Below are 14,964 nucleotides of genomic sequence, written 5' to 3'. Positions count from 1 at the left end.
ACTCCTGGGCACGGTGCCTGCCGGGCATTACCACGTCCTATGAAAGATCGCCTGGCCACGCCGGCGCGTCTTGCATGCATCGTGGAGATCAGTCGCGCAAATCCGCCTGGTTCGCCGGCTGTGCGTCGCGCTTGAGACAACGATACAGCCGCTTCCACCCACCGCGAATACCGCGCACCCAGCCCGGTTCGGCGCTGCGTGCGGCTTCGTCGGCGGTGGGAGCGATGCCGGCCAGGCGCCGGCGCATCTTCTGGAAATTGGCCACCTCGCTGCGCTGCAGCTGCCGGGCCAGCAGGCCGCGCCGCAGCCAGCGCGGAAACCGCCACGCCGAGGTGAAATCGATCAAAACCGGCACCCCGGCACTGACCACCACGTTGGTGCCATGCAGGTCGTTATGGGTAATGCCGAAACCGTGCAGGCGGCGCAACGCCTGCTGCAACTGCTGGAACACCTCCTGGCCCACCACTGCGCTGGCGCTGAGCGTGTCGCCGGGAATGAACTCCATGCCCAACGCCAAACCGCCCAGGGTGCCGAGCAACGCGGGCGCATGCCGCCACCCGTGCAGCCGGCGCAGCATGCCGGCTTCGTGGCGCACCATCAGCCGCGCGATCGGCGCCAGCAGGGTACGGCGATAACGGGTGTAGTCCTTGACCACCGCCAGTTGCCCATCCAGGTGGGTGCGGTAGACGTCCGGTTCGAGCAGCCGCGTGCCCTGTTTGAGCAGCACGGGTGTCACAAGGTGCAGGCTGGAAACGTCCAGCGGCTGGTGGTGCATGGCAGTTCTCCGGACGCTGGCGGCGCGGAGGTGTCACGCGTTACGCAGGTCCACGGTGATCGCTTGGGATCGGGAGTGCGCAATTTTAAAACTTGTCGGCATTGACACTACAGTTATTTAACAAATGAAGTATTCCGGATGTGGAACGGCGTTTTTAAACAACCTCTTGGAGGCGGCATGAGGGACCGGTGCTTTGCGCACCATGTGGTGTCTTGCATGAGACAGGGGGCTGCTGCTGCGCGGTGTCTTGGCAGGCGATGCAACGGGGGGCGTGCCGTGCCGCGCGGCTCATGCCGAGTATGGAGGTCTCACCTCTTCTTGACAGACACTGAGACTCCAGACGCTGTGCGCGCTGCGGTCAGGGGGCTGCATCATGTGCGACGGCGTTGGCCTGCCCAGGCCAGCCTGCGCCAGTGTCACCGGCGACACCGCGTGCTGCGGGGAAGCCCCCATGAGACGACGGCAACTGCACCACTTCCCGACGCCCGTTAGGGAAACTCTGAACAACTCCCCCTGATCCTGCGACAATCGCACAGAGGCACCAGGACGATGACGATGCAACTGACCTTCGGCGACGCGGAGTACAACAGCAAGCGNCGTGCCGAAAACGGCAAAAAACCGGGGGTTTGAGCGCCCTCAGCGCGGCGGATGTGGCGTGTTTCGTTTTCCGGCTGCGTTGATCAGACCATCCTTAGGTCCGCCTGCGTGCGCAAGGATGCGGAACGATGGACGACCACTCAGGGGGAATGTGATGAAAAAGACCGCAACACTGCTGTTGGCTTGCACGGCGCTTGGCGTCACGGCACAGGCCTCGGCGCAATCGCTCTCGCGCGGCTGGGATAGCTACCGCCAGCAGCACAAGCAGCAACAGGCCGGCCCGCAGGGCAGTGCAGCGCCGACTGCTCCGGTATCGGCCGCCACGCCCACCACGACTGCCACGGCACCGGCCGGCAGCGACGGTAACGCATCTGGCCAGAGCGGCGGATTCACTACAGTGACGGCGCAAGCACCCGCAGTGGCATCGCCACCTGTGCCTGCGTATGTGGCGGCCGCCCCGCGCGAAGAGTCCCGCATCGACAGCGGTGCCTTCATCGGCGTGCAACGCGGTAGAGCGGAGGTGTTCGATGGCTATAAGCAGGACATGCTCGGTCTAAGCGCCGGTTATCGCTGGCGCGCAGGCTCGGTGACCCTCATCGGTCTTGAAGCATCGATCGGTCGCCTGGATCGCGGCGAGAGCACGGACGACATCTTTATCCCGTCCGTGAAGTTTGGCGGCCTTGGTGGCACGGCGCGCTTCAACTTCGGTGATAGCCCGTTGTTTGCGATGGTGCGCCTGGGCTCGTGGTACGCCGATGTCGCAGAGACGAGCGAGGAAATTTACGGTGGCTACGCAGGCGTCGGCGTGGGTGTGGACCTGGGCAAATACGCCAGCGTGAGCGTGATGTACACCAACTATGTGTACGCCAATGATTACTACGACTACGGTGAAGACATCACCATCAATCGTGCCGAAGTGTTGAACGTGGGCGCCGAAGTCCGTTTCTGATTGGCGACGCAGCACGGCAGATACGGCAACGGGGCGGATGGCAACATCCGCCCCGTTGCGGTTTGGGCGCTGCTGGCGTTCTACAGCGCCGGCTTGCGCTTACTCGCCCAGCGCCTTGGCCACGAACGGCGGGGCAAGCAGCACGCCGGTGTGCAGGTGCGCGGTGTAGTACAGCGTGTCGAAGCCCTTGGCTTGCGCGGCGTCCTGGCGGAAGGCGAAATCGGCCTTGGCCTGCTTGCTGGCCATGGTCACGCTCCACCAGCCGGTGGGGTAGCACGGCTGCGGGAACGGCAGGGTCTTGAACGACTGGAAGCCAGCCTTGCCCATCTCGGTACGCATTTCCTTGATCAGCTCCAGCAACGCCAGCGGCGATTCGGACTGCTGCACCAGTAGGCCATCGTCCTTCAGCGCCTTGAAGCAGCTCTCGTAGAACGCCTTGTTGAACAGTCCTTCGGCAGGGCCCACCGGGTCGGTGGAATCGACGATCACGATATCCACGCTGCCGGCCGGGCAATTGGCCATGTAGGCCACGCCGTCGTCGAACAGCAGCTCGGCGCGTGCATCGTGGTTGGAATCGCACAGCTCGGGGAAATACTTCTCCGACATGCGCGTGACCTGCTCGTCGATATCGCACTGGGTGGCGCTTTCCACGCCCGGGTGCTTGAGCACCTCGCGCAGGGTGCCGCAGTCGCCGCCGCCGATGATCACCACGCGCTTGGGCGCGGCGTGGGTGAACAGCGCCGGGTGGCTGATCATCTCGTGGTAGAAGAAATTGTCGCGGCTGGTCAGCATCACCGCGCCGTCGATGAGCATCAGCTTGCCCCAGTCGGTGGTCTGGTAGATCTCGATCTTCTGGAACGGAGACTGCACCTCGTCCAGCTTGCCGCTGATGCGGAAGCCGATCGCCGACCCGGTGGGCTGGAAGTGTTCGATGTACCAGTTGTCGTTGGTGCTCATGCGGACGTCCTAATCGAAAAGAAGCGGGCGGTTCCTTCTCCCGGCGGGAGAAGGTGGCGCGTAGCGCCGGATGAGGGTCGGGCGCAGCCCCGTGCAGCCAAACTGCGCAGCGGCTGACCCTTGCTCGGCCCCAGTCCGACCAGGAGCGGGGCGTGAAGTCGGCGCGGATTGTAACGGACCCTGCGCGTGCCAGGCGTTACACTTCACGCCCTTTTGCCCCAGCCGAGACAACGAAATGAGCGATTGGTCCCTCGACCAAGCCCGCAAGACCTACTCGATCCCGCATTGGGCCGATGGGTATTTCGATGTGAACGCCGCCGGCCACGTGGTGGTCACCCCCACCGTCGATGGCCCGTCGGTGTCGCTGCCCGAGGTGGTGGACGCCGCGCGCGCGGCTGGGGCCAAGCTGCCGCTGCTGGTGCGCTTCCCGGACATCCTGGGCCAGCGCCTGGGCAAGCTGCAGGCGGCGTTCGCGCAGGCGCAGTCCGAGTGGGATTACGCCGGCGGCTACACCGCCGTGTACCCGATCAAGGTCAACCAGCATCGCGGCGTGGCCGGCACGCTGGCCAGCCACCACGGCGACGGCTTCGGCCTGGAAGCGGGCAGCAAGCCGGAGCTGATGGCGGTGCTGGCGCTGTCGCGCCCGGGCGGGCTGATCGTCTGCAATGGCTACAAGGACCGCGAATACATCCGCCTGGCGCTGATCGGCCGCAAGCTCGGCCTGCAGACCTTCATCGTCATCGAAAAGCCTTCCGAGCTGACCCTGGTGCTGGAAGAGGCGCGCGCACTGGACGTCAAACCGGGCCTGGGCGTGCGCATGCGCCTGGCCTCGCTGGGCGCGGGCAAGTGGCAGAACAGCGGTGGCGACAAGGCCAAGTTCGGGCTGTCGCCACGGCAGGTGCTGGACCTGTGGAAGACCCTGCGCGACACCGAGTACGCCGACAGCCTGCAGCTGCTGCATTTCCACATGGGCTCGCAGATCTCCAATGTGCGCGACATCGCCAACGGCATGCGCGAGGCCACGCGCTACTTCGTGGAGCTGTCGCGGCTGGGCGCGAAGATCAGTCATGTGGACGTCGGCGGCGGCCTGGGCATCGATTACGAAGGCACGCGCTCGCGCAGCTATTGCTCGATCAATTACGGCCTGCATTCCTACGCCAGCAACATCGTGCAGCCGCTGGCCAGCGCCTGCGAAGAGCACGGCCTGCCCCCGCCGCGCATCGTCACCGAATGCGGCCGCGCGATGACCGCCCACCACGCGGTGCTGATCGCCAACGTGTCCGAAGTGGAGCAGGCGCCGGAAGGCCGTGTGCCGGACGCGCACGACGACGAGCCGGCAGCGATCCGCCACCTGCGCGAGATCCATGACGAGCTCGACGTGCGCCCGGCGGTGGAACTGTTCCAGGAGGCGCAGCACTTCCATGCCGAAGGCTTGAGTGCGTACGCATTGGGCCAGATCGACCTGACCCACCGCGCGCGTATCGATGACCTGTTCTATGCGATCGCGCACGGCGTGCGTGCACGCCTGAGCTTCGACGAGAAGAGCCATCGCCCGGTGCTGGACGAGCTCAACGAGCGGCTGGTCGACAAGTACTTCGTCAACTTCAGCGTGTTCGAGTCGATTCCGGATGTGTGGGCGATCGATCAGGTGTTCCCGATCGTGCCGATCGAGCGCTTGAACGAAGCGCCGCAGCGGCGCGGCATCATCGCCGACATGACCTGCGACTCCGACGGCATGGTCAAGACCTACGTCGAGAACGAAAGCCTGGACAGCTCGATGCCGCTGCACACGCTGAATCCGGGCGAGAGTTATCGCATCGGCTTCTTCCTGGTCGGTGCCTACCAGGAAATCCTGGGCGATATCCATAACCTGTTCGGCGATACCGATGCGGTGGAAGTGGCCGCGGACGGCGATGGCTATCGCATCGCGCAGCAGCGCCGCGGCGATACCACCGATGTGATGCTGGACTACGTGGGCTATCGGCTGGACACGCTGCGTGCGACCTATGCCGAGCGCATCGCCGCCGCGCAGCTGTCGCCCGAGCGCGCACAGGAATTGAGCGATGCGCTGGAAGCAGGGTTGACCGGTTACACCTATCTGTCCGACGAACCGTTGGGCTGAGGCACTGCGCGCTGCGGCCGAAGCCGTGGCGCGCCATTCTGTTTCACCTTCGAGCGCACTGCATTGACGAGACGGCCCGCAGCACCGCTGTGCGGCCGTAATGCGGCGTGGCTCAGGGTCCGAACCCGGCGCCATTGCCGGACGCCATGGCTTCTGCGCGCACTGGCCGAGCCCGGTAACGTCTTGCCCCGGAGACGGCGTGCGACGACCAACACCCTCCGCTCAAACCAGAGTCAGGCGATCACCAGCAACACCTGTGCATGCGTGATCGCCGCGGCGTGGCAATGACAATCAAATAACCGTCGTGTGACCGTCCGGTTGCAGACGGCATTTAAAAAAAAGCGCTGTGTCTTGCGGAATGGTTGTCCCTGCGACGCAATAAAATCAATGCCGCTGCATGCGGTGGTCTTGATGCATACGGTCCCGAATGCGACATGAAAGACGCAAAATTTCCGGCAAAGACGCCTTTGCCGGGTTGCTGCGCGATGCATGGCAGTCTGTCCCGTAGTGTGCAACGCGCAAAAAAAGCGATCTGTAGACGTATGCATCCAGAGCACTAGTTGAAATCACAAATCAGCAAAAAATTTTTTCGGGCGACGCGGATTTCGTGATTTTTGCACGGTTTATCGCGGTGGCTAATTGTTAGTGTTTGTGCAACTTGTCGGGAAACAAGTGCTTTTAGCAACGTCGTTGCACGTCGTGGTAGCGACGCCGCACGTCGCTTCGTGGTGCATTCCCATTGTGCGTTTCCATCGTATGTCGCTGGCATGCGCTGGCGGTCGTCGGTATCTCTTACCTCACGTTTTAAGGCCAGGTGCTGATCCGGCGTCCCCCTGCCTGCATTGCGGACATGGCGCACCGGGCGACTGCGCGCCACACACGAAGGATGCACGCAATGCACACTGACGCCTCTCCCGTGTTTCCCCTGACCAAAGCGCAACGCGGCCTGTGGGTCGCCAGCAAGTTGCATACCGACAACACCTTGATGTTGTCCGAAGCGCTGGAAATGTTCGGCCCGCTGGATCCGCAGCTGCTGATCCGCGCCAGCATGCAGCTGACGCGCGAATTCGACACACTGCGGCTATGCATCGCCGAGCACGACGGCGTGCCGCATCAGGTGGTCCTGCCCGACTACACAGCTGCGATTCCGTATTTCAACGTCAGCGAAGATCCCTTCCCGCGCAACGCCGCCGAGCATTGGGTTGACGAGGAAATCCGCAAGCCGGAAGACTTGCAGAACGGTCCGTTATGGCATTGCGCGGTGTTCCGCCTTGGCGAAGACCACCATATGTGGGTGCAATGCGTCAGCCATCTGGTGATGGATGGCTATTGCGCCTCGATCATGATGCAGCGCATGGCGATGCTGTATAACGCCTACGCAGAAAATCGCGAGCCGGAGCCCGCGCAATACGGCAGCGCGCTGTCGCTGATCGAGCTGGAACAGCAGTATCGCGACTCTGATCGTTTTCAGCGCGATCGCAGTTACTGGATGCAGCAGCTGGCCGATCTGCCGCCGCCGGCGACCCTGGCGCGTCCGGGCAATCACCTGTCGACCGGGTTGTTGCGGGGCACCGGACAGTTCTCGCCGCGGCAGGTGGTGCGGCTGCGCGCGCTCGGCAAGGGCTATGGCGCCAGCCTGCCGCAGATGCTGATTTCGCTGATCGCCGCGTATTACTACCGCTGCACCGGTGCCGAGGATCTGGTGCTGGCCATGCCGGTGACCGGCCGCATCAATGCGCGTTACCGGCAGACCGCAGGCCTGGTGGCCAATGCGATTTCGCTGCGCCTGAAAATGGATCCGCAGCAGCCGGTGCATGCGCTGTTCGCGCAGGTGTCCTCGGTGGTCAGGCATGCGCTGCGTCATCAGCAATACCGCTTCGAGGACGTGCGCCGCGATCTGGGCATGTTCGGGATCGATCAGAAGTTCGCACGCCTGGCAGTGAACATCGAAGCCTTCGATTACGCACTGCGCTTTGGCCAGGCCTATGCAATGCCGCATAACCTCTCCAACGGCCCGGCCGACGATCTGACCATCTTCTGCTACGAGCGCGGCGACGGTGCCGCGTTGCGCTTCGATCTGGATGCCAATCCGGCGCTGTACGACAGCGACGAGCTGGCCGAGCACTGCCGCCGGCTGACCCATCTGGCCGATGCGGTGCTGGCCGATCCGGAATGCGCGCTGGGCCAGATCGATGTGCTGGGCGATGCGGAACGCCGCCGCCTGTTGCAGACCTGGAACGCCACCACCGCAGCGCTGCCGGAGCCGGCCACGCTGCTGCACGGCATGCTGCAGCGTGCCGAACTGATGCCGGCGGCAGTGGTGGTGCAATACGACAACCGCACCCTGGACTACGCCACGCTGTGCGAACTGGCCTCGCGCATCGCCGCGCAATGGGTGGCCGATGGTGTCCGCCCCGGCGACGTGGTCGCCATCGCGTTGCCGCGCAGCGAGCAATTGCTGGTGGCCTTGCTGGCGGTGATGTGGAGCGGGGCGGCGTATCTGCCGCTGGACCCGGAAAGCCCGGCCGCACGCAACCGGCAGATGCTCAACGATTCCGGTGCCATCGCGCTGGTCTGCGAGCCGGCGTTGTGCGAGCGGTATCTGCTCGGTGGCATGGTCTGGCTGGATCCGCGTCCGGCGGTGCTGCCGGCGGCGATCGCGCCGCTGGCTACGCCGGACGGTACGGCCTATGTGCTGTACACCTCCGGCTCGACCGGCGCGCCCAAGGGTGTGGAAATCAGCCATCGCAACCTGTTCAATTTCCTGCATGCGATGGAGCATGAGCTTGCATTGCGTCCGCGCGACCGCGTGCTGGCGGTCACCACCATCACCTTCGATATCGCCGGGCTGGAGCTGTATCTGCCGTTGCTGGTGGGCGCGCGCGTGGTCATCGCACCGGCCGGCATCACCCACGATCCACGCAGCCTATCGCGGCTGATCCCGCAGGAGCAGATCAGCATGGTGCAGGCGACCCCGTCGCTGTGGCGCATCCTGCTGGTCAACCAGGATCTGGCGCTGGACCGTATCCACGCCCTGGTCGGCGGCGAAGCCCTGGTGCCGGAACTGGCGACCCAGTTGCTGAGCCGGGTCGGGCGCCTGACCCAGTTGTACGGGCCGACCGAAACCACGATCTGGTCGACCATCATGCCGTTACAGCTCACCGACGCTGCCGCCCCGCCGATCGGCAGGCCGCTGCTCAATACCCGCGTCTATGTGCTCGATGCGCAGCGACAACCGCTGCCGACCGGCGCGATCGGCGAGTTGTACATCGGTGGCGCGGGCGTGGCCAAGGGCTATCGCGGCAAGCGCCAGCTGACCAGCGAGCGCTTTGTGCGCGACCCGTTCGCCGACGACGGCAGCAACATGTACCGCACCGGCGACCGCGTGCGTCAGCGCCGCGACGGCATGCTGGAATTCATCGGCCGCGCCGATGCCCAACTGAAGATCCGCGGCCATCGTGTGGAGCCGGCCGAAATCGAAAACGCCTTGCTGCTGCACTCGCAGGTGGCGCAGGCGGTGGTGGTCGGTCATCGCGATGGCGACCACGACGCGCCGCAGTTGCTGGCGTATGTGGTGGGCAAGCATGGCGCGACGCCAACGCCCGAGCTGTTGCGCGCACATCTGCAGCAGCGCCTGCCGGCGTCGATGATTCCCACCTTGTGGGTGCCGTTGCAGGTACTGCCGCTGACACCCAATGGCAAGCTGGATCGCCGCGCCTTGCCGTCGCCGGGTGCGCTGCCGCAGCGCGCGCATGTGGCGCCGCGCGACGCGCTCGAACAACAGCTGGCCGCGATGCTGCAGGATGTACTGGGCATCGAAGTGGTAGGCGTCGAAGACAACTTCTTCGAGCTCGGCGGCGACTCGCTGCGCGCGGCGGAAATGGCCGCACGTTTCCCGCAGACGTTCGGTGTCGAACTGCCGCTGGGTACCCTGTTCCATGCGCCGACGATTGCCGGCCTGGCCGAGGTGATCAAGCGCAACGCGCAGACCCCGAACGACCCGCTCGGCGTGCTGTTGCCGCTGCGTGCGGGCACCCCGGGTACGCCGCCGCTGTTCTGCATCCACCCGGTGGTCGGCCTGGGCTGGTCGTATCTCACCTTGCTCGGTCAGCTGGATCCGCAGTGGCCGGTGTATGCCTTGCAGTCGCCGGGCTTGAGCGACCCGCAGCATCGCCCGGAAAGCATCGAGGCGATCGCGCGCGATTACTTGGCGCGGCTGCGCACAGTGCAGCCGCAGGGGCCGTACCGATTGATCGGCTGGTCGCTGGGCGGCTTGATCGCCCATGCCATCACTGCCGAACTGCATGCGCTAGGCGAAGAAGTCGAGCTGCTGGCGATGCTCGACAGCTATCCGCACCTGGAGCAGGCCGCGTCGCTGCCGGAATCGGAAAACGTGCGTGCATCGGTGCATGCGCTGGGCCTGCATCTGGCACACGGCCAGCCGATGCCCACCACGGTGGCCGAACTGGCCAGCCTGCTGTGCGATCACTACGGCTTGAACGACCTGCCCGCAGTGCGCCAGCTGCTCGAGCAACGCCCCACGTTGCTGGACGACATGGGCGGCATGACCCAGCACCACCTGCATCTGGCGCGACGTCACCGTCCCAAGCCGCTGGACCAGGATGTGGTGTTCGTCGAAGCGAGCGTGCGCATGACCTCCGGCGGCGACGATACGGTGTGGATGGATTACCGGCCGCAGGCCTGGCGCCCGTACGTGCGCAACCTGCAGCTGCACGTGCTGGACAGCGACCACCACTCGATGCTGTCGACCACGCATGCGGCCACGCTCAGTGCACTGCTGCACGCGGCCACTGCGAACGCCGCACAGCGCGATGGCAGCATCGCCACCGCCAGCGACGGGGTGGCCGAATATGCCTGAGTCTTCGTTCAACGCGGGACGCCAGCGCCCGGTGCTGATCGCCACCCTGGGCACGCATGGCGATGTGCGCCCGATCATCGCGCTGGGCCGTGGCTTGCAGGAGCGCGGGTACCCGGTGCGGGTGCTGACCAGTGCCAACTTCGAAGCGCTGATCCGCGCCAATGAGCTGGACTTCTTCCCACTCAGCGGCGACCACCAGAAACTGCTGCAGGGCCATCCGGATGTCGCCGAGATGCGCGGTGGCTGGCGCGGCATCTGGGGCACCTTGCGTGCGCAGCTGCTGGAATGGGCGCGCGACTGGGCCGAGCAGGGCCGCGCGGCCTGTGCCGATGCCGGCCTGATTCTCGGCGTCGGCAGCACCAGCCTGCTGGCGCATAGCCTGGGCCAGGCCTATGGCCTGCCGGTGGTGTTCACGCAATTGCAGCCGCTGACCGCTTCGCGGCATGTGCCGTTGATGGTGATGCCCACTGTGCGCCTGCCCGGGCTGGTGAGCGTGGCGCTGCATCACGCGGTGAGCTTTGCCGGCTGGCAGCTGATGCGCCCGGCGCTCAACGGCATCGTGCGCCCGGCCTTGGGGCTGCCGGCGTATCCGTGGAGTGGCCCCGATCGCAGTGCGCAGCGCGTGGTGTACGGCTACAGCGAGCATCTGTGCCCACGCCCGCCGGACTGGCCGGACCGGGCCCAGGTCAGCGGGTTCTGGCAGTTGCCGCAGCCGCAGTGGCAGCCGCCGGCCGCGCTGCAGGCGTTTCTGCAGGCCGGCCCGCCGCCGCTGTATATCGGCTTCGGCAGCATGATCAGCAGCGATGCGGCCCAACTCACCGCCACCGTCAAGGCGGCGGTGCGTCTGACCGGTCAACGCGCGCTGCTGGCCAGCGGCTGGGGCGGGCTGGCGGCCGCGCAAGACGCATCCGACGATGCCCAGCGCTTCTTCCAGCTGGAGCAGGCACCGCACGATTGGCTGTTTCCGCGGGTGTCGGTGGCCGTGCATCACGGTGGTGCCGGCACCACCGGTGCGGCGCTGGCTGCGGGGATTCCGTCGGTGGTGCTGCCGTTCGGCTATGACCAGCCGTTCTGGGCGCACTGCCTGGCCCACCGCGGCGTCGCCCCGCCGGCGCTTGCACGGGTCGGGCTGCAGCCTGAGACCCTGGCCGATGCCATCGGTCAGGCCAGCGCGCCGAGCATGCGCGCAGCGGCACGCGCGCTGGGGCAGCGCATCCGCGAGGAGGACGGAATCGGCCGTGCGGTGGAGCAGCTGGAAGCCTGGGGATTGCTGCAACCGGCGGTGTCGGTGGCGCCGGCCGTGCGAATCGAGCAGCAGGCCGTCGCGTGACACAGGCCGATGCGTGATGGATGACGCTGTGGGGGAGCCACAGCGTCGGCGTTGGATTGGCTGCAGCAATGCGGCTGGCCTCACCGACGACCTTTGGCTGCTGCACGGGCGTGGCGCTGGCGTGTTGCTGTCGCCAATAGGTGGTCGACCGGACCCGGCCTGCACGATGGAGTGACGTGGAAACAGCGTCTGCGTTGCTGATCCGAGCTGGCGAATGCGCCAGCGCCGGCGCCGGCATCGTCGCATCGGCGGGATGCGGCACAATCGGGCTCCCTCGGCTTTGCATCGCCCGCATGCGCTACCCCGCTCTCGATCTGCTGCGTGGCATCGCCATTGTCTGGGTGACGCTGTTCCATTCCTTCGTGGTCGGCGGTCTGGGGCCGGACTGGGCGTGGTTGTCGCGCTACGGCTGGATGGGCGTGGACCTGTTCTTCGTCCTGAGCGGCTTTCTGATCGGCACGCAGGTGCTGAGGCCGCTGGCGCGCGGGCAACGCCTGGACTTCAAGGAGTTCTCTCTGCGCCGCGCGTTTCGCATCCTGCCGGCGTTCTTGCTGGTGCTGGTGATCTACATGGCGTGGCCGGACGTTCGCGAGTCGCCCGGGCTGGCGCCGTGGTGGATGTTCGTCACCTTCACCCTGAACCTGTTCGTCGACTACGGCCGTGATGCCGCGTTCTCGCACGCCTGGTCGCTGTGCGTGGAAGAACATTTCTATTTGGTGTTTCCGTTGCTGGCGACGCTGCTGCTGCGTCGGCCCTCGGCCGCACGCTTTGGCGTGCTCTGCGTGCTGGTCGTGGATGCAGGCATCGCGCTGCGTGCCGGCATCTGGTGGCACAACACCGCCCTGGACAGCGCTGGCGTCGGTCTGCAGCGCAACTGGTTCATCGAAGACTCTACTACCCGACCTGGAATCGTCTGGACGGTCTGCTGGCCGGTGTCGTGCTGGCGGTACTGAAGGTGTTTGGTCCCGTGACGTGGCAACGGCTGCAGCAGCACGGCTTGGATGCGGCGCGATCTGTTCGCGCGCCGACCGCCACACCAGTGGATCGCAGCGCGACCGGGGCACTGGCGTTGCAGGCCATCGTCACTGCGCGTCGCGCGCCACCTGGAAACCGGCGAACGACTGCGTGACCGGCATGATTTCCAGCCGATTGATGTTCAGATGCGCCGGCAGGCTGGCGACGTAGAAGATCTGCTCGGCGATGTCCTCGGCGGTCATCGGGGTGGCGCCGCGGTACAGCGTGTCGGAGGCGGCCTGGTTGCCGCCGGTGCGCACCAGGGTGAATTCGGTTTCGGCCATGCCCGGTTCGATCGAGGTCACGCGTACGCCGGTGCCGTGCAGGTCCGCGCGCAGGCCCAGCGAAAACTGCTGCACGAACGCCTTGGTGCCGCCGTACACGTTGCCGCCGGTGTAGGGGTAGGTCGCCGCGACCGATGCGATGTTGATGATGGCGCCGCGGCGTGCGATCAGTGCCGGCAGCAGGCGGTGGGTGAGGGTGACCAGCGCGGTCACATTGGTGTCGATCATCTGCTGCCACTGGGTCAGGTCGGCCCGTTGCGCAGGCGCGGTGCCCAGCGCCAGCCCGGCGTTGTTGACCAGCACATCGATGTCGGCAAACTCGGCCGGCAATGCGTCGATCGCTGCCGACATGGCCTGCGCATCGCGCATGTCGAAGGCAGCGGTGTGCACCTGGCCGGCAGGCAGCTCGGCCGCCAGCGCATCCAGGCGCTCGGCGCGGCGGCCGGTGGCGATGATCTTCCAGCCGGCGGCGGCAAAACGGCGCACGGCGGCGCTGCCGAATCCGGAGGTGGCACCGGTGATCAGAACAGTCTTGGACATGGGCGATAACTCCTGCGAACGAGGGGGTCAGGCAAAGGGATCAGGGGGCGGTGGCAGCGCAGGGCGCGTGGGCCTGGGCACGGCGCGCGCGCAGCTTGGCCTCACTGAGCGGCTCGCGCGTCACTACACGGCCGTGTTGCACCTGCAGGAGCAGATACGGTGCTTCTGCGGCGCCGGGTGCGGTGTCGCCGGTGCTCGCGGCGGTTGGCAGGGCGATCACCAGCTCACCGTCGATCCAGTCCGCGGCGACCGGGGCGGTTCGTCCGGGGAACAACACCTCGAGCGGCAACGCCGGCGGCACGGTGTCGCAGGCACCGATGACGATACGATCCAGCAGCACCTGCGCCTGCTCCACGCGCCAATCGGCCTGGTAGCCGCGCCAGTTTGCACTGCAACTGCCCAGCGCCGGCCGCGCATGCGCTACGAACCGTTGCCAGGCGGCCTGGTCGTCCAGCACCGGCGCCAATGGCTCGGCCAGCAGCACCGCGTCCTGCCCGTCGATCCGGATGCGGTCGGGAATCTGCTCGGTGGCGTGCGCCGCGCCGATCAGTCCCCACCACAACCACAGGCCGGCGGTGCGCTGCAGCACGGCGGCTACTGCGCCTTGATCGCAATGGCGGGCAAGCCGCTACCGGTCAGTTTCTGCTTGGCTTCGGCCAGTTCGCTGGCGCTGCCGTACGGCCCCATGCGCACGCGGTAGACGGTCTTGCCGCTGATGTCGGCCGATTCCACGCGTGCAGCCAGGCCCATCATCGCCAGCTTGGCCTTGGTCGATTCGGCATCGCCGGAAGCACCGAACGAGCCGGCCTGCAGGATGTAGCGGGTGTTGTCGGTCACTGCAGGCGCGGCGGCGGGGCTGGACGCCGGCGTGGCGGCGGCAACCGTCGGTTTGGGCGCTGTGGCAGCCGGCGTGGTGAGCGCAGCGGTGCTGGCTGGCGCAGGCGTGGCGGCCGGACGGGTCTGGGCGGCTTCCGGCAACGGCTTGGGCACGCGGGCGGCCGGTTCGTTCAAGGGCACCGGCACGCTGGCGGCAGGAGTGGCTGCGGCGACGCTGGCTGCGGCGCCCGGTGCCGGTGGCACCGGCTTGCCTTCCAGCGCCGCGCGCGCGCGCGCGGCTTCCTCGGCGCGCGCGCTGGCGGCCAGTTCGGCATCGGACATCTGCACTTCCTTGCCGGGCAGCAAGGTGTAGAAGTCGTACTGGGTCTGCGCATCGCCCGGCTTGGCCTGCGGCTTGGGCGGTTGCGCGCTGGGCTTGGGCAGCTCTGCCGGCGTATCGGTGTCGGCATCGGCCACAGGCTCGGGCTGCGCGTCGGGGTTGGCCCGCGGACCCGCGCGCAGGAAACCGTCGCCGTCCTTCTTGAACAGGTTGGGCGCGGCCAGGAAGATCACCGCCGCAATCGCGGCGCCCGCCACCAACCACACCCAACCGGGCGTGCCATTGCTGGTGTTGCGTCGTGCCTGGCTCTTACCGCGTCGTGCTGCCATCTACCACTTCTCCGAATCGTGTCGTTGCGGGC

Annotated in this window: 9 protein-coding genes and 1 pseudogene; 5 read left to right on the top strand and 5 right to left on the bottom strand. The window is 66.3% G+C overall.

Features of this window, described 5'->3' with window-relative positions; genetic code table 11:
* Positions 1-88: 88 nt before the first annotated feature.
* A complete protein-coding gene (locus tag XCSCFBP4642_RS0120905; protein WP_029221487.1) occupies positions 89-775 on the bottom strand; it encodes a kinase in 687 nt (228 codons plus the stop codon).
* Between the two features lie 751 nt (positions 776-1,526).
* Between XCSCFBP4642_RS0120905 and XCSCFBP4642_RS0120895 the strand changes: the two genes are divergently transcribed.
* Positions 1,527-2,321 carry a hypothetical protein gene (locus tag XCSCFBP4642_RS0120895; RefSeq protein ID WP_029221486.1) on the top strand — a complete coding sequence of 265 codons (795 nt, stop codon included), beginning with the start codon at positions 1,527-1,529 and terminating at the stop codon, positions 2,319-2,321.
* Between the two features lie 99 nt (positions 2,322-2,420).
* On the opposite strand, the gene speE is transcribed toward XCSCFBP4642_RS0120895, so the two are convergent.
* A complete protein-coding gene (gene speE / locus XCSCFBP4642_RS0120890; protein ID WP_029221485.1) occupies positions 2,421-3,278 on the bottom strand; it encodes a polyamine aminopropyltransferase in 858 nt (285 codons plus the stop codon).
* A 235-nt stretch (positions 3,279-3,513) separates the two neighbouring features.
* On the opposite strand from speE, the gene speA reads away from it, so the two are divergent.
* The 4 genes and pseudogenes from speA to XCSCFBP4642_RS25510 all read left to right on the top strand — a co-directional run.
* Positions 3,514-5,400 (top strand): arginine decarboxylase, encoded by a 1,887-nt coding sequence (gene speA / locus XCSCFBP4642_RS0120885; RefSeq protein ID WP_029221484.1) that lies wholly within the window; start codon positions 3,514-3,516, stop codon positions 5,398-5,400.
* An 895-nt stretch (positions 5,401-6,295) separates the two neighbouring features.
* Positions 6,296-10,279, top strand: a complete 3,984-nt coding sequence (locus XCSCFBP4642_RS0120880) for a non-ribosomal peptide synthetase (protein WP_029221483.1) — start codon at positions 6,296-6,298, stop codon at positions 10,277-10,279.
* Positions 10,272-11,609, top strand: coding sequence for a glycosyltransferase (locus XCSCFBP4642_RS0120875; protein ID WP_029221482.1), 1,338 nt, complete (start codon positions 10,272-10,274; stop codon positions 11,607-11,609). Before XCSCFBP4642_RS0120880 ends, XCSCFBP4642_RS0120875 begins: the two co-directional genes overlap by 8 nt.
* Before the next feature lie 293 nt (positions 11,610-11,902).
* Positions 11,903-12,606: pseudogene (locus tag XCSCFBP4642_RS25510) on the top strand (acyltransferase family protein); the annotation flags it as partial.
* An 85-nt stretch (positions 12,607-12,691) separates the two neighbouring features.
* Here XCSCFBP4642_RS25510 and XCSCFBP4642_RS0120865 read toward each other — a convergent pair.
* The 3 genes from XCSCFBP4642_RS0120865 to XCSCFBP4642_RS0120855 are packed head-to-tail and all read right to left on the bottom strand — an operon-like array spanning position 12,692 to position 14,932.
* Positions 12,692-13,447, bottom strand: a complete 756-nt coding sequence (locus tag XCSCFBP4642_RS0120865; RefSeq protein ID WP_029221481.1) for an SDR family NAD(P)-dependent oxidoreductase — start codon at positions 13,445-13,447, stop codon at positions 12,692-12,694.
* Between the two features lie 40 nt (positions 13,448-13,487).
* Positions 13,488-14,036, bottom strand: coding sequence for a hypothetical protein (locus XCSCFBP4642_RS0120860; RefSeq protein WP_029221480.1), 549 nt, complete (start codon positions 14,034-14,036; stop codon positions 13,488-13,490).
* 5 nt (positions 14,037-14,041) lie between these two features.
* A complete protein-coding gene (locus XCSCFBP4642_RS0120855) occupies positions 14,042-14,932 on the bottom strand; it encodes an SPOR domain-containing protein (protein WP_029221479.1) in 891 nt (296 codons plus the stop codon).
* Positions 14,933-14,964 lie beyond the last annotated feature (32 nt).

It is taken from the genome of Xanthomonas cassavae CFBP 4642, from assembly GCF_000454545.1.
GTDB classification, from domain to species: Bacteria; Pseudomonadota; Gammaproteobacteria; order Xanthomonadales; family Xanthomonadaceae; genus Xanthomonas; species Xanthomonas cassavae.
The sequence above is the reverse complement of the archived record's forward strand: the minus strand, read 5'-3'. Positions and strand labels throughout refer to the sequence as shown.